This window comes from Pseudomonas sp. 22515, assembly GCF_052044625.1.
Lineage (GTDB): Bacteria > Pseudomonadota > Gammaproteobacteria > Pseudomonadales > Pseudomonadaceae > Aquipseudomonas > Aquipseudomonas alloputida.
Map to the genome: position 1 here is coordinate 56699 of NZ_JBQENN010000005.1, position 23662 is coordinate 80360.

A 23662-nucleotide genomic window follows, 5' to 3' on the forward strand; every position below is an offset into this window, starting at 1 on the left:
GCGGCCCGATTACGGGAGGCTTTCCATGAGCGGCCCTTCGAAGACATTGATGGAAAAACTCTACGGCAAGCAGTATCAGGTCGACACTGCCGATATTGCCCCGGTGCTTCATCAGTACGCCGAACCTTTGCCGGACCTGGATACGCCGGCATTCGCAGCGCTGTTCGACCGCTATGCTGACGCGCGCGTCATCCTGCTGGGCGAGGCAAGCCACGGCAGCAGTGAGTTCTCTCGCGCCCGCGCGGCGATCACCCGGCGCCTGATCGAACAGCATGGTTTCAACATCGTCGCCGTCGAGGCCGACTGGCCGGATGCCGGGCATGTCGATCAGTACGTCCGAGGCTTGGCGCACTCGGCGTGGAAACGCCATATTTTCAGCCGTTTTCCTACATGGATGTGGCGTAATAGCGAAGTCAAAGCCTTCGCCCAATGGCTTCACGGGCACAACCGCCTGCTGCCCACCGACCACCGCGTGGAATTCCGCGGCCTGGATGTCTACAGCCTGCGCAATTCCATCCATGAAGTCCTGGCCTATCTGGACCGGGTCGATCCGCATCTGGCCCATGAAGCCCGCCGCCGTTACGGTTGCCTGACGCCGTGGCAGGACGACCCCGCGCTGTACGGGCACTTTGTCGAGCGCGGTGGCGTCATGCCTTGTGAGCAACCGGTGATCCAGCAGTTGAATGTCATGCTCGCCGAGCAACTGTCAGGGCTTGTCCGCAATGATGAAGCCTTCTTCAACGCAACGCAGAACGCCCGTGTAATCATCGCTGCGGAACAGTACTACCGCGCCATTTACCGAGGTTCGACGGCTTCCTGGAATCTGCGCGACCGGCACATGTTCGATACCTTGCGCGCACTGCTGGAACACCGTGGTCCCCACGCCAAGGCCGTGGTCTGGGCACACAATTCACACATCGGCAATGCCGGAGCCACGGAAATGGGCTGGAAAGGCCAGTTCACCATCGGCCAGCTTTGCCGCAGCGCTTTCGGGCACGACGCGGTGCTGATCGGCATGGCCACCGACCGCGGCCAGGTGGCCGCCGCCGATGACTGGGACGGCGACATGCAGATCAAGGAAATCCGTCCTTCGCGCAGCGACAGCTGGGAGCACCAGTTCCGCCTCGCAGGCGTGCCAGCCAGCCTGAGCGACTGGCGCGACCCACGGCGCAAGGCGTTGCGCCATGTGTTGTCCACGGCGCTACTCGAACGCGCCATCGGCGTCATCTATCGCCCCGAGAGCGAACGGCTGAGCCACTACTTCGAGGCGGTGCTGGCCGAGCAGTTCGATGCGCTGCTCTGGTTCGAACAGACCCAGCCAGTGACTGCCCTGCCCTTGCCGAAACAACAGCACCTTGAGCCTGAGGACGAAACCTATCCATTTGGTGTATGAGCCTCGGCGAAGCGCTATCAGGCGGATACGCGCTGCAGGGACTTCACAAACCCGTCGCCGGCAAGCGCAGTGGCCCCCGTGCCTGCACCGAACAAGCCGATGCGCAACTTGCCAGCTTCATCGTCTGCGTGCGAACTTCACCCCTGCGCTCAGTCATGGGGGGCACTCCGGCAAAGTGCTTGCTGATCAGCTTGCGCCATGAGCGTCATGACTTCCTCGTCCGACGTCTGCGGGAAATCCTGGTACCAATAGCCAACCGAGACCATCCGCTCAGGCACGCGCGGGCACACCAGCTCATCCACTTCACCGTACAGCGCTTCGAGCGTTTCTGGCGGTGCGACCGGGACGGCGACGACGATTCGCGCCGGTGACTGGGCTCGTGCAGCCTGTATCGCCGCCCTCATCGTGGCACCGGTCGCCAGGCCGTCATCAACGAGAATCACCACCTGATCCTTGAGTTGCTGGGCTGGCCGCCCTCCCCGGTAAGCCCGCTCGCGCCGCGCCAGTTCCTCGGTTTCCCTGGCAACCACGGCGTCGAACACCGCGCGATCTACCGGATAGGCCCGCAACATGTCGTCATTGAGGAAGGTTACTCCGCCGCTGGCTATCGCCCCCATGGCGAACTCGGGTTGAAACGGCATACCGAGCTTGCGCACCATCAGCAGGTCCAGGCGAACGTTGAGGGCAGTCGCGACTTCATAGGCCACCGGAACACCACCACGCGGCAGTGCAAGCACGATCACGTCGGGCCTGCCGGCATACCGGGCCAGTGGCTCTACCAGGCAACGTCCAGCCTGGGTACGGTCGACAAACACAGTTGGCAAGGCAAGATCATGGGACATGAACACCTCCCGCGCCGCGATGGGCGCCGGTCATTTCAGCTGCCGATGGAGCCGTTGATGGCTTCAAGGCGTGGCTGCACGCCCCGCCTCGGGCAGCAGGTCGAACTGCGCGAGGCAACGCTGCTCATCAGCAGGAGTCAGCGCCTTCAGACCGCTCACTTCCTGCATGGGCGTTTCGAACAGGGCCAGGCGCAGCACCCCATTGCGCTCCAGAAAGGTCTGTGCCAGGCACGTGCACACGGGTTTGCCGACCAGCGCAGCAAGCTTGTCATCCTCAGGCACCTCCACCTGGGCCTGCAGGTTGGCCGTGCAATTTTCTACAATCTGCGCCACGGAGCGCCCCGCCAGCCACACGGTGCCAGCACCGAGTAGGACCAGGAGCAGCAACACGCTTATCAACGTGTTCGATTCCCGGGTGATTGAACGCAGCAACGCCAGCCTGGCCTGCCAACCCGTCTGCTGGCCATTGAAAATGGCCTTGCCGACCGTGCGCTTGACGCCCCGCTGCACCGCCCATCCCAGCGCGACACTCAACGCCAGCAGGCCAAGGAGTACCGCCGGATCACGCATGGGCATGCGCCAGCTAGCGCTTAAGGCGCGATAGACGGACGCGGCGACGAGTAAAGCGACGATAGTCACGATCCAACCCAGGCTGCCCCTGGGCCTATGCAACCAGGCCCGCAGTTTCGCCCTTGCTTGTGTACTCATGATTCACCTCCCACGCCCGGCTAGCGCACAGGGTCGATGGCAACCGTTTCCTGATACTCAGGTACGCACACCTGCCAGCCGAGTTCAAGGCTGATTCGCCGCCGCAAGGTGTCGGCAGCGTGTGGCTCGCCGTGGATGACATAGGTCTGACGGGGTGGCCGGGTGAACCCGCGCAACCATTCCATGATTTCATCGGCATCGGCGTGCGCAGAAAGATTCTCCATCGCATGCACCTGTGCACGGATGGGCACATCCTCGCCGTGCAACCGCACACTGTGGGCGCCCGCGACGATATCGGCACCCCGCGTACCCCCGGCTTGAAAGCCCGAGAACAGAATGCTGTTGCGTGGGTTGGGGGCCAGCGCCTTCAGGTGGTGAAGCACCCGTCCGCCGGTCGCCATGCCACTGGCGGCGATGATCACTGCGGGCTCGCGCAGCTGGTCCAGGTGCCTGGACTCATCGACTGTCCGGACGATGTGCGTGCCTCTGCACATCGCGGCGCACTCGGCTGCGGTCAGCCGATGTTCACTGCGGTACTGCTGGTACAAGGCGGTGGCGTCGGTGGCCATCGGGCTGTTCAGGTAGACCGGGACATCAGGGATCAACCGGTCGCGCTTGAGCGTGTACAGGTAATACATGAGCAGTTGGGCACGGCCGACGGCGAACGAGGGTACCAGGGTAATGCCGTGGCGCAGGAGCGTTTCGTTGATGACCTTGGCCAGGTACTGCTCGGTCGATTCGGCGGGATGCTGGCGGTCCCCATAGGTAGACTCGATCAACAGCACGTCCGCCGTTCTGACCAGCTCAGGCGCACGCATGATCGGATCCTGAGGGCGGCCGAGGTCACCCGAAAACAGCACGGTCTGCCCTTCGGCGCTGATCTGGACCGTGGCTGCCCCCAGAATATGTCCGGCGGTACGCAACAGTAACTCCATGCCCTCGGCGATCATGGTCACCTGATGTAACGCCACGGGCCGAAACAGTGCCAGGGCACGTTTGGCATCCTGCTCGGTATAGAGCGGTTGCGCCGGCGCATGCTTGGAGTAACCGTGGCGATTGGCATGTTCGGCCTGCTCTTCCTGCAGCCGTGCACTGTCGAGCAGGAGGATTTCCGCCAAGGCGCACGTCGCCGGCGTGGCGTAGATCGGCCCGCGGTAGCCTTCCCGAACCAGCACCGGTAGATAACCACTGTGGTCAAGGTGGGCGTGGGTCAGCACCACCGCATCAAGCGCCCGCAGCGCCGGGGGCAGTGGCTGCCAGTTGCGCAGGCGCAGTTGCTTGAAACCCTGGAAGAGTCCGCAGTCGACCAATACCCGCGTGCTGTCACGGGTCAACAGGAATTTGCTGCCGGTCACGGTGCCGGTGCCGCCAAGAAATGTCAGTTGCATGGCCAAGGCTCCCAACTTTCGGCTATTTGGGGATGAACGGCGAGCACGCTGCACGGTGGGCGGCTGACGATACGCTCGGTGGTGTCTCCCAACAGTTTGTCCAGGCCTTTGGGTTGCACCACGCCCATCACCACCGCGTCGATGTCCAGGGCCGCGACCTGTTCACGGATCACCTGTACCGGGCCTCCTTCCATGAAATGTCGGCGGTCAGGTGCGACGCCTTCGGCATCGGCCAGCGCTTCGAAAGGTTCCTGCAGTGCCTCGCGCATCTCGTCGATCCACGCCTGGGTGACATTCATGTCCGAGGCAAATACCCCTGCCAGGTTGTAGGCCGATAGCAGATGCAGGTGCGCGTCACACTGCAACGCCAGCGCCTGGGCAGCACGAACCAGACCACGATTGAAGCACGCCTGAACGGCAGGCGTCTCACTGAACGCCGTATCCACTGCGACCAGCACACGCCGCGGCAATGAGATGGCCCCCGCCGGCACGAAATGGCTGACGCCTTTGAAACCTCGCATCAGCGCACAATCCAGTGGGGTGCCGAACACGCGCACCAGGGCCGACGCGGCTTCGCTGTCCTTGATGACCATATCGGGCTGCAGTTCACTGATGTAATCGATCGCCTGGCTGCGGATATCCTCCGCATTCAGGCTGTCGACCGTCAGCGTTACACCGCTGCCGCGATGCCGCTCGACCAATCCCGTCAACTGAACGCGATAGTGCTCGTACTGGCGCTTGATATCGGCCTCGTTCAGCCGCTCTTCGCGCAGAAGGTGCTCCTCGCTTGGCTCGAACAAGCCCAGTACATGCACGCTGGCGCCGCTGACATGCGCCAAGGCAAGGGCTCTGCGCAAAGCGGCGGAATGCGGTTCTACCTCGGTCAGCAGCACCAGCAATTGTCGATATTGCCCCATGGTGAACCTCCGCGCTTTCGTGAGTGGGTGTGATGCTGACGATGTTCCGCGCACAGGACCGCTGCTGCTTGATGCAGATCAGAAAACCGCTACCCAGGCTGAACTTGATGATTGTCAGAACCGAAACGGCCCGCCACGTTAAAACGGCTGCACCAGGTACTGATCAAGCAACGGGAGGCGTCATGAACGGACAGCAAACAGCACAGCCACAGACCTGCGAACACTGGGTCGAAAACCTCGAGGACGGTTCGGCGGTGCTGATCCGCCCACTGCGCGAGGAAGACCGCGAACGGGACAAGCGTTTTCTGAGCACAATCGCTTATGAATCACGGCGTTTTCGTTTCATTGCCGGGCTCAGCGGCGGCTTGCCTAGCTTGGACACGCAAGACATGCCCGTGGACTATCACCAACGCATGGCCTATGTCGCCTTGGTTCATGTAGACGGTCAATTGCAACAAATCGGCGTCAGCCGCTATGCAGGCATACCTGGCAGTCAGCGGTGCGAATGTGCTGTGGCGGTCAGCGAAGACTGGCAGCGCAAGGGGTTGGGCAAGCGCCTGATGCAACACCTGATTGAAGCCGCACGACGCAATGGCTTTCAGTGCATGGTCTCCAGGGATCTGGCCAGCAACTATGGCATGCACCGGCTGGTCAAGGCACTGGGCTTCACCTCAAGATACCCTGGCGGGGATGTGAGCGAGATCCTGCACGAACTTGACCTGCGGCCTTGAAAAAACAAGGCCCTTGCGGGCCTTGTGCTTCAGCCTTTGGAGCGTTCTGGAGAAATCACCAGCACACTGCTGGACAACCGATGCAAAACGCGCTCGGCAGTACTGCCGATGAACCAGCCGATGCCATGGTGGTGATAACTGCCCATGACCAATACGTCGATATCATTGTTATCCATGAACATGGCCAGGGCCTTTGCCGGGTCGCCGATGCGCATATGGCGGTGTTCGACGGCGATCCCGTTGCGTTCGGCAAGCTCTTGGAAGGCAGCGCTCTGAACGTCATGCAAGGTCTGGGCACGGTTCGAATCGAACAGGAACGAATGTTCCCGGCTGCCGCCGGCGTCCAGGTACATGGAACCCAAGTCGTAGGTGTACAGCAATTCGATCTGGGCATTGCACTGCAATGTCAGCTTCAGCGCTTCGCTGATGATCTGGTCGTTGAAACCTTCAAACTGATCCTCAGGCCTGGACAGGTCCACCGCCGCCAGAATCCTGCGTGGCAACGCATGGCTCGCCTTGTGTACCAAGTGTAAGGGTATTCGCGTTTCGCGCAGCAACTGGATATCCAGCGAGGTGAACATTGCGCGCATCCACCAAGGTTCATGCTCAAGCTCTTTGATCAGCATGGCAAACGGTTGCTCACGCAAGTGTATCAGGATCTCATTCAAGGGCTGCTGCACCCACACCACTTCGGTTGTGACGGTGACGCCATTGCGCCGCATCGGCAACGCCTGGGTTTCCAGCCATGCGCGGTGCTGCTGCACGTAACCCTCGCGCATGACTGCGAGCGCTTGATCATTCACCAAGCCCGCCGTGGCAAGCCCTTCCACGTAGTCGAAAGCGACGATGTGCAGCGCCATCCCCTTGGCCTTGGCCAGCGCAGCGGCCCGGTCATAGGCCGGGGTTCGGCGCATCAGGGGGGAGGCGATCAGCAGCAATCTTTGCGGAGTTTCCATGGCACACCTCTGAGGTTGCGATACGTACGTAAAGCATCTGTCACCTACGTGTTGCGAACTTGATGTTTATCAACTGGAGGCACCTACCGACCAGTGGCATTGCCCATGGCGCAAGAACTTGACGCGGATCAATACCTCGGGACTTCGCCGGCGCACCCTGTACCCAGATCACAGCCACTTCAGGCCCCGCAGGCGTGCCATGGCGACACCGCCCTGAGTTTCACCTGCACTGCCGGCAGGGACGCCTTCATTCTGCATTGTCTACCGATACATGCTTTGGAGGCCCTGATGAACGTTTACGTGGAGAAGAACACAGAGCAGGGACGCTGTTGGGTACACATGGATGACTGGCGGGTGGGTTTCAGGACGGCTGCCGAAGCCGAGCGGTTTGTTGAACGGCTTACAAGCCGCCTCAATGCCCCCCACTCGCGTGACATGCTTGCAGATTGGTCGCCCCATACCGGGGTGACCGTCGGGCTCGGTGCGCGTCATGGCGCAGGGGCCCAAAGCGGCCTCCAAAATGCGAAGGAGGCCTGAAAATGCCTGGCCAGCTGAAGGTCACCCTGCTCGACTCACCCAACGCATTGTCCAAGGCAAACCCTATTCACCTGAAACCGCTGGTGAACCACTGCATGGATTGCCGGGTCAGCGGCCTGTGCCTCCCCACGGGTCTGCCGGTTGACGACAACAGCTGCCTGGGCGCGTTGATAGGCCCACGCATGCGCATTCGCAAGGGTGCCGCGCTGTTCAATGCCAACGATCCGCTGACCATGCTCTATGCCGTACGTTGCGGCAGTTTCAAGACCAGCCTGAACACCGCCGAGGGGCAAGGCGTGGTGATCAACTTCTGGATGCCGGGGGATGTACTCGGCCTCGATGCCATTGCCACAGAGCACCATGTCTGTGACGCCATTGCCCTGGAAGACAGCGAAGTCTGCCCCGTCCCCTATCGTCGCTTGCAAACCCTGGCGCGTGAGTTTCCGGAGCTGCAGCAGAGCCTTAATCGCTTGATGAGCCGCGAGATCGTGCGTGAGCACGGGCGCGTGCTGATGCTGTGCAACCTGACAGCAGAGCAGCGGCTGGCCAGCTTCCTGGTGGGGCTCTCCAGACGCTTCGTCAGCCGCGGTTACTCTGCCCATGGCTTCATGTTGCGCATGTCTCGTGAAGACATGGCTTCGTACCTGGGGTTACGCCTGGAAACCGTGTGCCGATCCGTCGCCCGTCTGCGCGCGCTGGGTATCGTCGACCTGCATGGCAGGTTGGTAGAAATTCTCGATATGCCTGCACTCATGGCACTGGAACAAGGTGGCGGGGAATGTGAGGTCAAGGTCCCGCTAAAGGCACCATGCTCGACGCCTTGAATGTTGGCCACGGCGCTGTGGCGCTGGGTATCGGCATGCTGGTGGGGCTGGAGCGCGAGCGTAAGAAGGGGCGTAACGAAGACCACGCGGCCGCCGGACTCAGGACCTTCGCCATCACTGCATTGCTGGGCTACGTCAGCATGTTGCTGGCCGGTGCGGTGCTGGTCGCGGTTTCGAGTCTGGGCCTGGTGCTGATGCTCTGCATGCACTACCGCAGACATGCCGATAAAGACCCTGAAGTGACCAGTGAAATTGCCCTGCTGCTGGTGCTGACACTCGGAGCGCTCAGCCACCATGAGCCTGAGCTCGCCGCAGCGGTGGGCGTGGTGCTCACCGTGCTGTTGGCGCTGCGACGCGAACTGCATCATTTCGTGCTGCAACAATTGAGCGAGGAAGAGTTGCGCGATGGCCTGATGTTGTCCACGGTGGCCTTGGTGGTACTGCCGCTGAACCGGACCAGTTTCTAGGCCCCTACAACATACTCAACCCGCGCACGATTTGTAACCTGGTGGTGTTGCTGATGGCCGTGGGTGCTTTAGGACACATCGTCATGCGCCTGATGGGACCTCGCTATGGCCTGCCCTTGAGCGCGATCGCATCGGGCTTTGCTTCAAGTTCTGCCACCATTGCCCTGCTTGCGCACCGCGTCAGACAGCAAGGCGCTGCTGCCAGGCCATTTGCCGGCGCTGCCGTATTGTCCAATCTCGCCAGCATCACCCAATTTGCACTGGTGCTGAGCATCGTCGACCGTCGCTTGCTCGACCCTTTCTGGTCATCGATTGCGCTGGGGGCACTGGTCACACTCGTGTATGGCGTGCTTCTGCTAGCCCCTTGGCGTGCTGCTCATGGAGGATCCGCCACACATCCGAGTGATGGCGCGTTCAGTCTCTGGACAGCACTGGCGATCACCGCTGCGATAACCGGCATCGCCTTGTTCTCGGCATTTCTGCTTCAGCTTCTGGGCCCCAATGGCGTCAATCTCGCGGCTTTCGTCGGCGGCCTGGCCGATGCTCATGCGGCCACGGCCTCGATCGCCTCGTTGGTCGCTGCCGGACGAATCAGTGCGAATGAAATCGTCATACCGGGGTTGCTCGCATTGACGGGGAACACATTAAGCAAATGTGTTCTGGCCTTGAGCAACGGAGGTTTCAGCTTTTCGCGATACCTCATTCCAGGGCAACTGCTCATCCTGGGGGCAATGTGGTTGGGGTTGCTCCTATAGCGACACAAGAACTGCCTGCTGGTAGTAGGTGACTTACCCTCAAGCCAACCCGCCAAAACGTTTGTAGAAACTCTCGCCCACATCCGGCAATGGGCCATCTGCTGTTTCCAGTGCTGCATTCAACCATTCTTCGGCTTTGGCAAACACCAGTCGGTAGAGGTTACGGCACAACTGCCGCGCAGCCCTTCCCTCCCAGTCCCCTGGCAGCAGTTCGTCGGGCAGTTGCGGGTCGCGCAGCAGCAGGCGGCGGTACTCGTGAATCAGCAGCGTGCGTGCCAGGAAGCAATCTTGAGCCTCCAGCAACGGCTGCTCTTTCAAACCTTGCCACAGTGGCCTGAACAGCTGGATAAACTCGCTGTATTGCTGCCCCAGTTCGTCGATACGCCAGCTTTCCCGCACCTGGGCGCGCATCGCCTTGGACGCGAGCACCTCTTGGGTGTGGGTGTCGAAGACGATACTGTCGTCGCCGGCCTCAAGGTCACGCAACGTGGCCACCAGGTCGGCACGGTCTGCCCGTGGGCAACCCAGCAGGTTCGGCGCCATGACACCAAACCCCTGCCACTCCAGCTCTTCACGCACGGCCTTGCGCTTACCCGCCTCGAGTTGCGACAGCAACACCAGCGTCCAGGCCCCGTCCCAGGCTGGCTGGCTTGGGCTATAGACGCGCTTGAAGGCCTTTTCGAAACGCCGACGGCCAGTGCCTGTCAGGCTGTAATAACTGCGTCGACCCACCTTTTCTGCAGTGAGCCAACCTTCTTTGGTCAGGCGAAAGATCGACGTGCGAATCAGCCGTTCATTGATGCCGATCGGTTCCAGCAGGTTGATCAGGCTACCGAGCCAGACTGTACCGCCGTGCGGTTCGATGGCATCGCCGTACAACGTGATGATCAGGGAACTGGCACGGATCGGCGTCTGTTCCTGAAAACGGGTGATCAAGTGGTTCAGTGGGGCAAGAGTGCTCATGGGCGAACTGTGCGCGGATAAAGCACCGACTATACCTGTGCGGCGGGCCGCCTGGCCATTGCGTGTCGCTGCCAGGCTCATGCGCTCGCCTGGCCCTTGGGCCTGACCCCGGTGTCTTCCATGCGCGGGCGTCCCGGCTCTGCCTCGGCCAGCGGCGGGCATTCGACCATGCTGTTCATGCAGCGCTGCGCCAGGTGCTGGTACTCCGCCGTCCCGCGCTGTTTCCAGGCCAGCTCCTGATCGGTCAGTGGGCGTTTGACCTGGGCTGGCGACCCCATCACCAGGCTCTGCGCCGCGCATTCGAAGCCTGCCTTGACGAAGGCAGTGGCCGCGACAATGCAACGTGGTGCTACATGGGCGCCATCCATCACCACGGCGTTCATACCGACCAACGCGTCTTCGCCCACTCGGCAGCCGTGCAGCACGGCGCCATGGCCGATGTGCCCGTTACGCTCTACTACGGTGTCGCCACCCGGGAAACCGTGCATCACGCAGGTGTCCTGCAAGTTGGCGCCCTCCTCCAGCACGATGCGGCCGAAATCGCCCCTGAGCGATGCCAGTGGGCCGATGTAGCAGCGGGGGCCAACGATGACGTCGCCGATCAGGACTGCACTGGGGTGCACGTAGGCTGTCGGGTGAACCACGGGCGTCAGGCCGTCCAGTCGATAGCAAGGCATGGCATCACTCCTGAAATGATTTGAAATTTCTTTCGATCTTGTATCAGAAGCTGTTTGGTCGTCAATCGTGTATCACTTGTGTTGATTTGATTCTGCCAGGCAAAAACCAGCCTTAAATACCAGAAAATAACGAGATGAACCGATTCTTCTGCAGGCATTGCTCTGCGGCTTTGGCCGCTGGAAAATAAAAAAGAGATACGCGAATGCGTTTTGAACCTTGCATTGATGTATCACATAGAGCATATACTGATCTCACCTGGTCGTGATCCCGCATTACGCCCCTGCAAACAATTCCAAAAAATGCCGGCCACGCGATGTGCCGTGCGTGCAGCCAGAGGAACCCGACATGCCGCGATATATCGATGTGCAGGCGCCCGAACACGGCGTTCAGCTCATTACCCTGCAACGGCCCGAGGCCTTGAATGCCCTGTGCACCGAGCTACTGGCAGAACTGGCTGCTGCGCTGCAGGCTGCCGGGGACGACGAGCATGTCCGGGCCGCAGTGATTACCGGCAGTGCCAAAGCATTCGCCGCAGGCGCCGACATCCGCGAGATGGCTGATCGCGACCTGGTCGGCATCCTCAATGACCCGCGCGTAGCGCATTGGCAAAGCATCGCCGCATTCGCCAAACCGCTGATTGCCGCAGTCAACGGCTATGCCCTGGGTGGCGGCTGTGAACTGGCAATGTGCGCCGACATCGTCATCGCCGGTACCGACGCCCGTTTCGGCCAGCCGGAAATCAACCTTGGCATCATCCCCGGTGCTGGCGGCACCCAGCGCCTGTTGCGTGCCGTCGGTAAGCCGTTGGCCATGCAGATGGTGCTGACGGGGGAAGCCATCACTGCCCACCGCGCCCAGCAGGCCGGCCTGGTCAGCGAAATCACCCAGCCCGAACTCACCGTAGAACGCGCCATGCAGGTTGCCCGCAGCATCGCCGCCAAAGCGCCGCTGGCCGTGCGCCTGGCCAAGGAGGCGTTACTGAAGGCCGGTGATACCGACCTGGCCAGCGGCCTGCGCTTCGAGCGCCATGCCTTCACCCTGCTGGCTGGCACCGCCGACCGCGATGAAGGCATCCGCGCCTTCCAGGAAAAGCGCCAAGCCCGTTTCCAGGGGCGCTGATCATCATTCTCTCGACTGACGGAGCGAGTCTGTCATGACTTTCCAGCACATCCTGTTTTCCATCGAGGACGGCGTTGCCTTCCTTTCATTGAACCGCCCCGAGCAGCTGAACAGCTTCAATACGGCCATGCATCTGGAGGTGCGCGAAGCGCTCAAGCAAGTGCGCCAAAGCAGTGACGCGCGGGTGCTGCTGCTGACGGCTGAAGGCCGCGGCTTCTGCGCCGGGCAGGACCTGTCCGACCGCAACGTTGCCCCAGGCGCCGAAATGCCGGACCTGGGCCAATCGATCGACACGTTTTACAACCCGCTGGTACGCACCCTGCGCGACCTGCCTTTGCCGGTGATCTGTGCGGTCAACGGCGTGGCGGCCGGTGCCGGTGCCAACATTCCCTTGGCCTGCGACCTGGTGCTGGCCGCCCGCTCGGCCAGTTTCATCCAGGCCTTCTGCAAGATCGGCCTGGTGCCGGACTCCGGCGGTACCTGGCTGCTGCCGCGCTTGGTCGGTATGGCCCGGGCCAAGGCGCTGGCCATGCTGGGCGAGCGCCTTGGCGCCGAACAGGCCGAGCAATGGGGGTTGATCCACCGCGTGGTGGATGATGCCGCGCTGCGTGACGAAGCCCTCACCCTCGCCCGCCAGCTCGCCGCCCAGCCCACCTACGGCCTGGCACTGATCAAGCGCAGCCTCAATGCCAGTTTCGACAACGGTTTTGAGGCGCAGCTGGAGCTGGAGCGCGACCTGCAGCGCCTGGCCGGGCGCAGCGAGGACTACCGCGAAGGCGTAAGCGCCTTCATGAACAAACGCACGCCAGCCTTCAAGGGGCGCTGAAATGGCCGCACTCGCAAGCAATGTGCAGGTGGCGGTGATCGGTGCCGGCGCCATGGGCGCCGGTATCGCCCAGGTTGCGGCCCAGGCCGGCCACCCCGTCAAGCTCTACGACAACCGCCCGGGTGCTGCCGCCCAGGCGGTGACGGGTATCGATCGCCAACTGGCCCGGCTGGTGGACAAAGGAACGTTGCTGGCCGCTGAACGCGAAGCGATCAATGCCCGCCTGTGCCCGGTCGATACACTCGACGCCTTGGCAGATGTCGGCCTGGTCATTGAAGCCATCGTCGAAAACCTGCAGGTGAAGCAGGCGTTGTTCAGCCAGCTCGAAACCCTGTGCGCAGCCGACTGTATCCTTGCCAGCAACACTTCGTCACTGTCCATCACCAGCCTCGCCGCTGGCCTTGAACGCCCGCAGCACGTGGTGGGTATGCACTTCTTCAACCCGGCACCGCTGATGGCGCTTGTCGAGGTGGTGTCGGGCCTGGCAACCGACCCGGCAGTGGCCGCATGCATCTACGCCACTGCCCAGGCCTGGGGCAAGCAGCCGGTCCATGCGCGCTCTACACCGGGTTTCATCGTCAACCGTGTAGCGCGGCCGTTCTATGCCGAAAGCCTGCGCCTGATGCAGGAAGGTGCCGCCGATTGCGCCAGCCTGGATGCGCTGATGCGTGACGCTGGCGGCTTTCGCATGGGGGCGTTCGAACTGACCGACCTGATTGGCCATGACGTCAATTACGCTGTCACGTGTTCAGTATTCGATGCTTTCTATGGCGATTTCCGCTTCCAGCCTTCGCTGGTGCAGAAGGAACTGGTGGACGCCGGTCGCCTGGGGCGCAAGTCCGGCCAAGGCTTCTATCGCTATGCCGAAGGCGTCGAGCGCCCGCAGCCGGCCGAACTGCACAGCTCCGCCGGCGCAGAGGCCTGCGTTGTCGAGGGCAACCTGGGGGTGATGCAGCCGCTGGTCGAGCGCCTGCGCCAAAGCGGCATTGCCGTGACCCAGCGCGCCGGTAGTGGCTTGATTCAGGTGGGCGATGCCACCCTGGCCCTGTCCGATGGCCGCCTGGCCAGCCAGCGTGCCCGCGAAGACGGCCTGCGCAACCTTGTGCTGCTCGACCTGGCGCTGGACTACAGCAGCGCCACCCGCCTTGCCATCAGTTGGTCCGCCGATACCACTGACAGCGCCCGCGACCAAGCCGTAGCCTTGCTGCAGCGTGCCGGCCTGAAAGTGACCGGTGTCGCCGACCTGCCCGGCCTGGTGGTACTGCGCACCGTGGCAATGCTCGCCAACGAGGCCGCCGATGCGGTGCTTCAGGGCGTCGGCAGCGCCGCCGACATCGACCTGGCCATGCGCGCCGGCGTCAATTACCCCTGCGGCCCGCTGGCCTGGGCGGCGAACATCGGTATTGCCCATACCCTGCGCGTGCTCGACAACCTGCAGCGCAGCTACGGCGAGAGCCGCTACCGCCCTTCCCTGTTGTTGCGCCGCTGTGAAGCCAAAGGAGGCACCCTGCATGACTGAAGTGGAACTGGCACAAGCCTGTGCCGACGCCATGTACGCCCGCGACCCGGCCACTCAGGGCCTGGGCATCAGCCTGCTGGATGCCGGCCCAGGCCGGGCCAGCCTGCGCATGCCAGTGCGTGCCGACATGATCCAGGGGCATGGCACCTGCCATGGCGGTTTCCTGTTCGCGTTGGCCGATTCGGCGTTCGCCTTCGCCTGCAATAGCTACGACCAGGCCACGGTGGCGCTGGGCTGCACCATCGACTACCTGGCCCCGGCGCTGCGCGATGACGTGCTCACCGCCCACGCCAGCGAAGTCAGCCGCAAAGGCCGCACCGGCCTGTACGACGTGCGCATCGACAACCAGCGCGGTGAGCTGGTGGCGATGTTCCATGGCAAATCCTACAAAGTGCGCGGCACCGTGCTGGCGCAGGAGACGCAAGATGAATGAACCGACCCACGCCGATGCCTTGATCATCGACGCCGTGCGTACCCCCATTGGCCGCTATGCCGGGGCCCTGAGCAGTGTGCGCGCCGACGACCTGGCGGCCATCCCGCTCAAAGCCTTGATCCAGCGCCACCCCGAACTGGACTGGAAAGCCATTGATGACGTCATCTTCGGCTGCGCCAACCAGGCCGGCGAGGACAACCGCAACGTGGCCCACATGGCGAGCCTGCTGGCCGGGCTGCCACTCGAAGTACCAGGGACCACGATCAACCGCCTGTGCGGTTCCGGCCTGGATGCCATCGGCAATGCGGCACGTGCCCTGCGCTGTGGTGAAGCGGGGCTCATGCTGGCCGGTGGTGTGGAATCCATGTCGCGTGCGCCGTTTGTGATGGGTAAGTCGGAACAGGCATTCGGGCGTGCGGCCGAGCTGTTCGACACCACCATCGGCTGGCGTTTCGTCAACCCGCTGATGAAGGCCGCCTACGGCATCGATTCGATGCCGGAAACGGCTGAAAACGTGGCCGAACAGTTCGGCATCTCGCGCGCCGACCAGGATGCCTTTGCCCTGCGCAGCCAGCACAAAGCCGCAGCAGCTCAGGCCCGCGGCCGCCTGGCGCGGGAAATCGTGCCGGTCGAAATCCCGCAACGCAAAGGCCCAGCCAAAGTGGTCGAGCATGACGAGCACCCGCGCGGCGACACGACCCTGGAGCAGCTGGCTCGGCTCGGGACGCCGTTTCGTGAAGGCGGCAGCGTAACGGCGGGTAATGCCTCCGGCGTGAATGACGGCGCTTGCGCCCTGCTGCTGGCCAGCAGCGCCGCGGCCCGCCGCCATGGGCTGAAGGCCCGCGGTCGCATCGTCGGCATGGCGGTGGCCGGGGTTGAGCCCAGGCTGATGGGCATTGGTCCGGTGCCTGCGACCCGCAAGGTGCTGGCGCTCACCGGCCTGGCACTGGCTGACCTGGATGTCATCGAACTCAATGAGGCCTTTGCCGCCCAAGGGCTGGCCGTGTTGCGCGAGCTGGGCCTGGCCGACGACGACCCGCGAGTCAACCGCAACGGCGGCGCCATCGCCCTGGGCCATCCACTGGGCATGAGCGGTGCTCGATTGGTGACCACTGCCTTGCACGAGCTTGAAGAAACGGCCGGCCGCTACGCCCTGTGCACCATGTGCATCGGTGTAGGTCAAGGCATCGCCATGATCATCGAGCGCCTCTGAGCGGTTCGGGCCCTGCGCTTGTTACCGAACTGAACGCAGCCGTATATGCTGCCTCCATGACACTCACCGCGTGGCCTGCAACCGCTGGCGCGCGGCGTACAAGAACAATTCGAGTGAAGCCATGAACATGTACCATGATGCCGATCGTGCCCTGCTGGACCCGATGGAAACCGCCAGCGTCGACGCCCTGCGCCAGCACCAGCTGGAGCGTCTGCGTTGGAGCCTGAAGCACGCCTACGACAATGTGCCGCTGTACCGCCAACGCTTTGCCGAGTGCGGCGCCCACCCCGATGACCTCAAGTGCCTGGAAGACCTGGCGAAGTTCCCCTTCACCGGCAAGAACGACCTGCGCGACAACTACCCCTACGGCATGTTCGCCGTGCCCCAGGAAGAAGTGGTGCGCCTGCATGCCTCCAGTGGCACCACCGGCAAGCCGACGGTGGTCGGCTACACCCAGAACGATATCGACACCTGGGCCAATGTGGTTGCCCGTTCGATTCGTGCGGCCGGCGGGCGCAAAGGTGACAAGGTGCATGTGTCCTACGGCTACGGGCTGTTCACCGGCGGGCTCGGCGCGCACTACGGCGCCGAGCGCCTGGGCTGCACCGTGATCCCCATGTCCGGTGGCCAGACCGAAAAGCAGGTGCAGCTGATTCGCGACTTCCAGCCCGACATCATCATGGTCACCCCGTCCTACATGCTCAACCTGGCTGATGAAATCGAGCGCCAGGGCATCGACCCCCACCACCTCAAGCTGCGCCTGGGCATTTTTGGTGCCGAGCCGTGGACCGACGAGCTGCGCCGTTCAATTGAGCAGCGTCTGGGCATCAATGCCCTCGATATCTATGGCCTGTCGGAGATCATGGGCCCCGGCGTGGCGATGGAGTGCATCGAGACCAAAGACGGCCCGACCATCTGGGAAGACCACTTCTATCCCGAGATCATCGACCCTGCCACCGGCGAGGTACTGCCGGATGGCCAGCTGGGCGAGCTGGTATTCACCTCGCTGAGCAAAGAGGCATTGCCGATGGTGCGCTACCGCACCCGCGACCTCACCCGGCTGCTGCCCGGCACCGCTCGGCCAATGCGGCGGATCGGCAAGATCACCGGCCGCAGTGACGACATGCTGATCATTCGCGGGGTCAACGTGTTCCCGACCCAGATCGAGGAACAGGTCCTAAAAATAAAACAGCTTTCAGAGCTGTATGAGATCCATCTGTATCGCAATGGAAACCTGGACAGTGTCCAAGTGCATGTGGAACTGCGCGCAGAGTGCCAGCACCTTGACGAAGGCCAGCGCAGGTTGGTTGTCGGGGAGTTGACCAAACAGATCAAGACTTACATCGGCATCAGCACCCAGGTGCACCTGCAACCCTGCGGCACGCTCAAGCGCTCCGAGGGCAAGGCGTGCCATGTGTTCGACAAACGGTTGGCCAGCTGACCCAATCGGCTGCCATTTCGGCCCCGGCATTGCCCGGGGCCTTTTTTTTGCCTGCGTTCCCTCTGGCACGCGCTGATGCAGGCGCAGCCTTGTGCCGAGAGTGGGCTGCAACAGCCCCTTGGCCGGCAATGCGATACACAAATCTTACTTGATACACATAAATGTGTTTGACGTTGTGTTTTGTATCGCTTACAAATGACTCATGCCTTAGCAGGAGTCGCAGCACATGTACGCACAGCTAGTGGAAACCGGAGTCAAGCGCGTCAAGACGCTGGAAGAAATGTCCCCCGAGGAACGCAACTTCCAGGAAAAGATCGACGCCGAAATCAAGATCGAAGCCAAGAACTGGATGCCCGAGGCCTACCGCCAGACCCTCATCCGGCAGATCTCCCAGCACGCCCACTCGGAAATCGTCGGCATGCTGCCCGAAGGCAACTGGGTCACCCGTGCCCCCAGCCTCAAGCGCAAACTGCAGCTGATGGCCAAGATTCAGGACGAAGCCGGTCACGGCCTGTACCTGTACAGTGCCATGGAAACCCTGGGGGCTGACCGCGACGAAGAGATCGACAAACTGCACAGCGGCAAGGCCAAGTACTCGAGCATCTTCAACTACCCCACCCTCAGCTGGGCCGACATGGGCGCTGTGGGCTGGCTGGTGGATGGCGCCGCCATCGTCAATCAGGTGGTGCTGCAGCGCACCTCTTACGGCCCCTACTCCCGCGCGATGATCCGTATCTGCAAGGAAGAGAGCTTCCACCAGCGCCAGGGCTACGAAATGCTCCTGACCATGATGCGCCAGGGCACCCAAGCCCAGCGCGACATGGTTCAGGACGCCATCAACCGCCTGTGGTGGCCGGCGCTGATGATGTTCGGCCCGAGCGATGAACACTCGCCCAACAGCGCCCAGTCGATGGCCTGGAAGATCAAGCGCCAGACCAACGACGAACTGCGCCAGCGCTTCATCGACCAGACCGTGCCGCAGCTGGAATTGCTTGGCTGCACTGCGCCTGACCCTGAGCTGAAGTGGAACGCCGAGCGCGGCCACTACGACTTTGGCGAAATCCAGTGGGACGAGTTCTACGAAGTGATCAAGGGCAATGGCCCGTGCAACCTGGAACGTGTCGCCACCCGGCGCAAGGCCATCGAGGATGGCGCCTGGGTACGCGAGGCGGCCGTGGCCTATGCGCGCAAGCAACAGAACAAGAACGCCGCCTGAGCGGCGATTGATGCGGAGATCGAAAATGTCTGTCTGGACCCTCTACGAAGTGTTCGTGCGCAGCAAGCACGGCCTTAACCACAAGCATGTCGGCAGCGTGCACGCCGCCGATGCCGCCATGGCCATCGAGAACGCCCGCGAGCTCTACACCCGCCGTAGCGAAGGTGTGAGCCTGTGGGTGGTGCCTTCGGCGCTGATCACCGCCTCCTCCCCCGACGAGAAAGACCCGCTGTTCGCCCCCTCGGACGACAAGGTCTATCGCCATGCCAGCTTCTACGAGCTGCCCGACGAAGTCGGACACATGTGAGGTGGGCCATGCATAAAGAAGCCCTTATCCCCTATCTGCTGTTGCTCGGCGACAGCGCCCTGGTCCAGGGCCAGCGCCTCTGTGAATGGTGTGGCCGCGCCCCGGCCATCGAGGAAGAGCTGGCCCTGATGAACGTCGGTCTCGATCTGGTCGGTCAGGCCCGCAACTGGCTGGAGTATGCCGCCGAGCTGCTCGACGATGGCCGAGATGCTGATGCCCTGGCGTTCCGCCGTGACGAGCGCGCCTACCGCAACCTGCTGCTGGTTGAGCAACCCAACGGTGATTTTGCCGTGACCATGACCAAGCAGTTCCTTTACGACGCGTGGCACTTCGCCGTGCTGCAGGAGCTGGTCGAGTCCAGCGACGCGCGAATCGCCGGTATTGCCGCCAAGGCCCTGAAGGAAGTCACCTACCACCTGCGCCGGTCCAGCGAATGGGTACAACGTCTGGGCGGTGGTACCGATGCCAGCCGCCAGCGCATGCTTGCCGCTATCCCGACACTGTGGCGCTTCACCGTTGAGCTCACCGCTGGCAGCGACAACGAAGTCCGTCTGGCCGAATGCGGTATCGGCGCCGATCCAGCTACCGTCGGCGCCACCTGGCTGAAGCAGGTCACCGCGACGTTTGCTTCGGTCGAACTGCCGCTGCCCAAGGCCGCCAGCCACTTCTACCTGGATGGCCGCAAAGGCCTGCACACCGAGCATCTGGGCCTGCTGCTGGCCGAAATGCAGTTCCTGCCAAGGGCCTACCCCGATGCAACCTGGTGAACTGATTGCCGGCGACCGCGGCGCGCGGGCACAGCAAGGCGACGACATGGCTCGCGCCTGGGCGGTATTGGGCCAAGTCATGGACCCTGAAGTGCCGGTGGTCAGCGTGGTCGACCTGGGGATCGTGCGCGATGTCGATTGGCGCGCCGGCCACCTGCACCTGGTGGTCACCCCGACCTACTCTGGCTGCCCGGCCACCGAAGTCATCGAAGGGGATATCCGCCAGGCGCTGGAACAGGCCGGTTTCACCGCGCCAGAGCTGGAGCGCCGGCTGACCCCGGCCTGGAGCACTGACTGGATCAGCGAACTGGGCCGCGAGCGCCTGCGCGCTTATGGCATTGCGCCGCCGCAAGGCAGTGCCAGCAAGCGCAGCCTGCTCGGCGAAGCCCCCCAGGTGTGCTGCCCGCAATGCGGCAGCGCCCATACCGAATTGCTCAGCCAGTTCGGCTCCACGGCCTGCAAGGCGCTGTACCGCTGCCGCGAGTGCCTGGAGCCATTCGACTATTTCAAATGCATTTGAGCCGTGGAGACCACCATGAGCCAGTTTCACAGCCTTACCATCAAGCAAGTGCGCAATGAGACCCGTGATGCGGTATCGATTGCCTTCGATGTGCCCGAGCACCTGCAGGACCAGTTCCGCTTCACTCAGGGCCAGTACCTGGTCATGCGCACCCAGCTGGATAACGAAGAAGTCCGCCGCTCCTACTCCATCTGCAGCGCCGTACAGGACGGCGAACTGCGCGTGGCCGTCAAGCGCGTACCGGGCGGGCGCTTCTCGGCGTTTGCCAATGAAGTGCTCAAGGAAGGCCAGCAGCTGGAAGTAATGCCGCCATCGGGCAGCTTCTTCGTGCCGCTGGACCCGGCTCGCCAGGGCAACTATCTGGGTGTGGCCGCCGGCAGCGGCATCACCCCGATACTGTCGATCATCGCCACTACGCTGGCCAGCGAGCCGCACAGCCGTTTCACCTTGCTGTACGGCAACCGCTCCAGTTCGGGGGCGCTGTTCCGCGACAAGCTCGAAGACCTGAAAAACCGTTACCTCGACCGCTTGAACCTGATTTTCGTGTTCAGCCGCGAACAGCAGGATGTTGACCTGTACAACGGCCGCATCGACGCCGACAAATGCGGCCAGCTGTTTTCGCGCTGGCTGGACGTTGCCGGGCTGGACGCGGCATTCATCTGCGGCCCGCAGGCGATGACCGAGACCGTGCGTGACAGCCTGCAGGCCAACGGCATGGCCAAGGAACGCATTCACTTCGAGCTGTTCGCTGCCGCCGGCAGCGAGGCCCGCCGCGAAGCCCGTGAGGCGGCACGTCAGGTGGATTCGGCGCTTAGCCATATCACCGTGATCAGCGACGGCCGGGCACTGAGCTTCGACCTGCCGCGCAACACCCAGAACGTGCTGGACGCCGGTAACGCCATTGGCGCCGAGCTGCCCTACTCGTGCAAGGCCGGCGTGTGCTCCACCTGCAAGTGCCGGGTGATCGAGGGCGAAGTGGAGATGGACAGCAACCATGCCCTCGAAGATTACGAAGTGGCGGCCGGGTATGTGCTGTCGTGCCAGACCTACCCGGTGAGCGACAGGGTGGTGCTTGACTTCGACCAGTTGTAGACCGAGTCGACTGCTTCGCGGGTAAACCCGCTCCTACAGGGCCTGCGCAGGGCCTTAGGGCAGCATCCTTACCTGCGAAGAGGGCCTAAGCAACAACGCAATACCCCGCGTGACCTCAACACAACAATTACAACACCAAGAGATCGCTTGCCATGACACCCGAACGCATAGAAAGCATCGCCAACCACCCCGACTTCCAGCACCTGGTGCGGCGCAAGCGCCGCCTCAACGGCAGCCTGACCCTGGCCATGCTGGTGGTCTACTACGGCTTTGTCCTGCTGGTTGCGTTTTCGCCCAGCACCCTCGGCCAGTCCCTCAGCGGCGGCGTGACCACTGTCGGCATGCTGGTGGGCGTGTTGATGGTGCTGCTGTCCTTTGCCCTGACCGGCATCTATGTGCACCGCGCCAACAACGTGCTCGACCCGCTCAACGACAAGGTCAAGCAGGAGTGCGCACAATGAACTGGACCGCCATTTCGATGTTCATGGTGTTTGTCTGCTTCACCCTGCTGGTCACCCGCTGGGCTGCCTTGCGCACCCGCTCGGCCAGCGACTTCTACACCGCCGGCGGCGGCTTGACCGGCATGCAGAACGGCCTGGCAATCGCTGGCGACATGATCAGTGCCGCTTCGTTCCTGGGCATTTCCGCGATGATGTTCATGAACGGCTACGACGGCCTGTTGTATGCCCTCGGTGTCCTGGCGGGCTGGCCGATCATCCTGTTCCTGATTGCCGAGCGCCTGCGTAACCTGGGCAAGTACACCTTTGCCGACGTGGTCAGCTACCGGCTGGCGCAAACCCCGGTGCGCTTGACCTCGGCTTTCGGCACCCTGGTGGTGGCGCTGATGTACCTGGTGGCGCAAATGGTCGGCGCCGGCAAGCTGATCGAGCTGCTGTTCGGCATCAGCTACCTGTACGCCGTGATGCTGGTCGGTGTGCTGATGGTTGCCTATGTCACCTTCGGTGGCATGCTCGCCACCACCTGGGTGCAGATCATCAAGGCAGTAATGCTGCTCTCAGGCACCAGTTTCATGGCCTTCATGGTGCTCAAGCACTTCGGCTTCAGCACCGAGGCCATGTTTGCCAGTGCGGTGGCCGTGCATGCCAAGGGCCAGGCGATCATGGCCCCAGGCGGCTTGTTGTCCAACCCGGTGGACGCCATTTCCCTCGGTTTGGGCATGATGTTCGGCACCGCTGGCCTGCCGCATATCCTGATGCGCTTCTTCACTGTCAGTGATGCCAAGGAAGCACGCAAGAGCGTGTTCTACGCCACCGGTTTCATTGGTTACTTCTACCTGCTGCTGATCGTTGTCGGCTTTGGCGCCATCGTCATGGTCGGCACCGAGCCGTCCTACCGCGACGCCACCGGCGCCATCATCGGTGGCGGCAACATGGTCGCCGTGCACCTGGCCCAGGCCGTGGGTGGCAACCTGTTCCTGGGCTTCATCTCTGCCGTCGCCTTCGCCACCATTCTGGCTGTGGTCGCCGGCCTGGCGCTGTCCGGGGCATCGGCCGTGTCCCACGACCTGTATGCCTGCGTAATGCGCAAAGGCAAGGCTACCGAGCAAGAGGAAATGCGCGTGTCACGCATTGCCACGTTGCTCATCGGCCTGCTGGCGGTGATCCTGGGCCTGATGTTCGAGTCGCAGAACATTGCCTTCCTTTCCGGCCTGGTGCTGGCGGTGGCCGCTTCGGTCAACTTCCCGGTGCTGCTCCTTTCCATGTTCTGGAAAGGCCTGACCACCCGCGGCGCGGTGTGCGGCAGCATGGCCGGGCTGGTCTCGGCGGTGCTGTTGGTAGTACTGGGCCCGGCGGTGTGGGTCAACGTGCTGCACAACGAAACGGCGCTGTTCCCCTACAGCAACCCTGCGCTGTTCTCCATGAGCCTGGCCTTCCTCAGTGCCTGGGTGTTCTCGGTTACCGACAGCTCCGAACGTGCCGTTGAAGAGCGTGGTCGCTACCTGGGCCAGTTCATCCGCTCCATGACCGGTATCGGTGCGGCTGGCGCCAGCAAACACTGACTTCAAGGACGAACAGACATGTCGGGTAAA

Annotated in this window: 22 protein-coding genes and 2 pseudogenes; 17 read left to right on the plus strand and 7 right to left on the minus strand. The window is 62.6% G+C overall.

The window, feature by feature from the left end; genetic code table 11:
* The first annotated feature begins 25 nt into the window (after nucleotides 1–25).
* Nucleotides 26–1393 (plus strand): erythromycin esterase family protein, encoded by a 1368-nt coding sequence (locus ACTJJN_RS06965; RefSeq protein ID WP_440781147.1) that lies wholly within the window; start codon nucleotides 26–28, stop codon nucleotides 1391–1393.
* 149 nt (nucleotides 1394–1542) lie between these two features.
* Here the strand turns inward: ACTJJN_RS06965 and ACTJJN_RS06970 are convergent, their stop codons facing one another.
* The 4 genes from ACTJJN_RS06970 to ACTJJN_RS06985 all read right to left on the minus strand — a co-directional run bounded on the left by ACTJJN_RS06970 (nucleotide 1543) and on the right by ACTJJN_RS06985 (nucleotide 5248).
* The gene (locus ACTJJN_RS06970; RefSeq protein WP_088513170.1) at nucleotides 1543–2235 is read right to left on the minus strand and encodes a phosphoribosyltransferase; all 693 of its coding nucleotides are present in this window, start codon (nucleotides 2233–2235) and stop codon (nucleotides 1543–1545) included.
* 63 nt (nucleotides 2236–2298) lie between these two features.
* On the minus strand, nucleotides 2299–2805 hold the full coding sequence (locus ACTJJN_RS06975; protein WP_004577369.1) for a hypothetical protein: 507 nt from the start codon (nucleotides 2803–2805) through the stop codon (nucleotides 2299–2301).
* 158 nt (nucleotides 2806–2963) lie between these two features.
* Nucleotides 2964–4331 (minus strand): MBL fold metallo-hydrolase RNA specificity domain-containing protein, encoded by a 1368-nt coding sequence (locus ACTJJN_RS06980; protein WP_004374564.1) that lies wholly within the window; start codon nucleotides 4329–4331, stop codon nucleotides 2964–2966.
* The gene (locus tag ACTJJN_RS06985; protein WP_014756727.1) at nucleotides 4322–5248 is read right to left on the minus strand and encodes a universal stress protein; all 927 of its coding nucleotides are present in this window, start codon (nucleotides 5246–5248) and stop codon (nucleotides 4322–4324) included. The genes ACTJJN_RS06980 and ACTJJN_RS06985 overlap by 10 nt, the downstream gene beginning before the upstream one ends.
* A gap of 182 nt (nucleotides 5249–5430) precedes the next feature.
* On the opposite strand from ACTJJN_RS06985, the gene ACTJJN_RS06990 reads away from it, so the two are divergent.
* Nucleotides 5431–5979: a GNAT family N-acetyltransferase gene (locus ACTJJN_RS06990; protein ID WP_012052291.1), complete on the plus strand. Its 549-nt coding sequence runs from the start codon at nucleotides 5431–5433 to the stop codon at nucleotides 5977–5979.
* Nucleotides 5980–6008: 29 nt separating this feature from the next.
* Here the strand turns inward: ACTJJN_RS06990 and ACTJJN_RS06995 are convergent, their stop codons facing one another.
* On the minus strand, nucleotides 6009–6935 hold the full coding sequence (locus ACTJJN_RS06995) for a universal stress protein (RefSeq protein ID WP_004577372.1): 927 nt from the start codon (nucleotides 6933–6935) through the stop codon (nucleotides 6009–6011).
* Nucleotides 6936–7474: 539 nt separating this feature from the next.
* On the opposite strand from ACTJJN_RS06995, the gene fnrC reads away from it, so the two are divergent.
* Nucleotides 7475–8296 carry a Crp/Fnr family transcriptional regulator FnrC gene (gene fnrC / locus ACTJJN_RS07000; RefSeq protein ID WP_088513174.1) on the plus strand — a complete coding sequence of 274 codons (822 nt, stop codon included), beginning with the start codon at nucleotides 7475–7477 and terminating at the stop codon, nucleotides 8294–8296.
* Nucleotides 8281–9518, plus strand: a pseudogene (locus tag ACTJJN_RS07005) (MgtC/SapB family protein). Before fnrC ends, ACTJJN_RS07005 begins: the two are co-directional and overlap by 16 nt.
* Before the next feature lie 39 nt (nucleotides 9519–9557).
* On the opposite strand, the gene paaX reads toward ACTJJN_RS07005, so the two are convergent.
* Both paaX and paaY read right to left on the minus strand, forming a co-directional pair.
* Nucleotides 9558–10481 carry a phenylacetic acid degradation operon negative regulatory protein PaaX gene (paaX, locus tag ACTJJN_RS07010; RefSeq protein ID WP_185968733.1) on the minus strand — a complete coding sequence of 308 codons (924 nt, stop codon included), beginning with the start codon at nucleotides 10479–10481 and terminating at the stop codon, nucleotides 9558–9560.
* 77 nt (nucleotides 10482–10558) lie between these two features.
* A complete protein-coding gene (gene paaY / locus ACTJJN_RS07015) occupies nucleotides 10559–11158 on the minus strand; it encodes a phenylacetic acid degradation protein PaaY (protein WP_004374546.1) in 600 nt (199 codons plus the stop codon).
* A gap of 346 nt (nucleotides 11159–11504) precedes the next feature.
* Here paaY and paaF point away from each other — a divergent pair, with 346 nt between their 5' ends.
* The 13 genes and pseudogenes from paaF to ACTJJN_RS07080 form a co-directional block, all read left to right on the plus strand.
* Nucleotides 11505–12278, plus strand: a complete 774-nt coding sequence (paaF, locus tag ACTJJN_RS07020; RefSeq protein WP_019751537.1) for a 2,3-dehydroadipyl-CoA hydratase PaaF — start codon at nucleotides 11505–11507, stop codon at nucleotides 12276–12278.
* A gap of 34 nt (nucleotides 12279–12312) precedes the next feature.
* The gene (paaG, locus tag ACTJJN_RS07025; RefSeq protein ID WP_012052297.1) at nucleotides 12313–13104 is read left to right on the plus strand and encodes a 2-(1,2-epoxy-1,2-dihydrophenyl)acetyl-CoA isomerase PaaG; all 792 of its coding nucleotides are present in this window, start codon (nucleotides 12313–12315) and stop codon (nucleotides 13102–13104) included.
* 1 nt (nucleotide 13105) lies between these two features.
* Complete coding sequence (gene paaH, locus ACTJJN_RS07030; RefSeq protein ID WP_440781148.1) at nucleotides 13106–14623, plus strand: 3-hydroxyacyl-CoA dehydrogenase PaaH; 1518 nt, start codon at nucleotides 13106–13108, stop codon at nucleotides 14621–14623.
* Nucleotides 14616–15056, plus strand: a complete 441-nt coding sequence (gene paaI, locus ACTJJN_RS07035; RefSeq protein ID WP_019751540.1) for a hydroxyphenylacetyl-CoA thioesterase PaaI — start codon at nucleotides 14616–14618, stop codon at nucleotides 15054–15056. Before paaH ends, paaI begins: the two co-directional genes overlap by 8 nt.
* Nucleotides 15049–16269, plus strand: a complete 1221-nt coding sequence (gene pcaF / locus ACTJJN_RS07040; RefSeq protein WP_010954159.1) for a 3-oxoadipyl-CoA thiolase — start codon at nucleotides 15049–15051, stop codon at nucleotides 16267–16269. The genes paaI and pcaF overlap by 8 nt, the downstream gene beginning before the upstream one ends.
* A 121-nt stretch (nucleotides 16270–16390) precedes the next feature.
* On the plus strand, nucleotides 16391–17710 hold the full coding sequence (gene paaK / locus ACTJJN_RS07045) for a phenylacetate--CoA ligase PaaK (RefSeq protein WP_088513232.1): 1320 nt from the start codon (nucleotides 16391–16393) through the stop codon (nucleotides 17708–17710).
* Nucleotides 17711–17936: 226 nt separating this feature from the next.
* The gene (gene paaA, locus ACTJJN_RS07050; RefSeq protein WP_004374531.1) at nucleotides 17937–18926 is read left to right on the plus strand and encodes a 1,2-phenylacetyl-CoA epoxidase subunit PaaA; all 990 of its coding nucleotides are present in this window, start codon (nucleotides 17937–17939) and stop codon (nucleotides 18924–18926) included.
* A 25-nt stretch (nucleotides 18927–18951) separates the two neighbouring features.
* The gene (gene paaB / locus ACTJJN_RS07055) at nucleotides 18952–19233 is read left to right on the plus strand and encodes a 1,2-phenylacetyl-CoA epoxidase subunit PaaB (RefSeq protein WP_004374528.1); all 282 of its coding nucleotides are present in this window, start codon (nucleotides 18952–18954) and stop codon (nucleotides 19231–19233) included.
* 8 nt (nucleotides 19234–19241) lie between these two features.
* On the plus strand, nucleotides 19242–20000 hold the full coding sequence (gene paaC / locus ACTJJN_RS07060; RefSeq protein WP_004374516.1) for a 1,2-phenylacetyl-CoA epoxidase subunit PaaC: 759 nt from the start codon (nucleotides 19242–19244) through the stop codon (nucleotides 19998–20000).
* On the plus strand, nucleotides 19987–20520 hold the full coding sequence (paaD, locus tag ACTJJN_RS07065) for a 1,2-phenylacetyl-CoA epoxidase subunit PaaD (RefSeq protein WP_161773755.1): 534 nt from the start codon (nucleotides 19987–19989) through the stop codon (nucleotides 20518–20520). Before paaC ends, paaD begins: the two co-directional genes overlap by 14 nt.
* Before the next feature lie 15 nt (nucleotides 20521–20535).
* Nucleotides 20536–21612, plus strand: coding sequence for a 1,2-phenylacetyl-CoA epoxidase subunit PaaE (gene paaE / locus ACTJJN_RS07070; protein ID WP_179052854.1), 1077 nt, complete (start codon nucleotides 20536–20538; stop codon nucleotides 21610–21612).
* Nucleotides 21613–21764: 152 nt separating this feature from the next.
* A complete protein-coding gene (locus tag ACTJJN_RS07075; RefSeq protein WP_004374508.1) occupies nucleotides 21765–22073 on the plus strand; it encodes a DUF485 domain-containing protein in 309 nt (102 codons plus the stop codon).
* Nucleotides 22064–23632, plus strand: a pseudogene (locus ACTJJN_RS07080) (cation acetate symporter); the annotation flags it as partial. The gene ACTJJN_RS07075 and the pseudogene ACTJJN_RS07080, both read left to right, overlap by 10 nt.
* Nucleotides 23633–23662 lie beyond the last annotated feature (30 nt).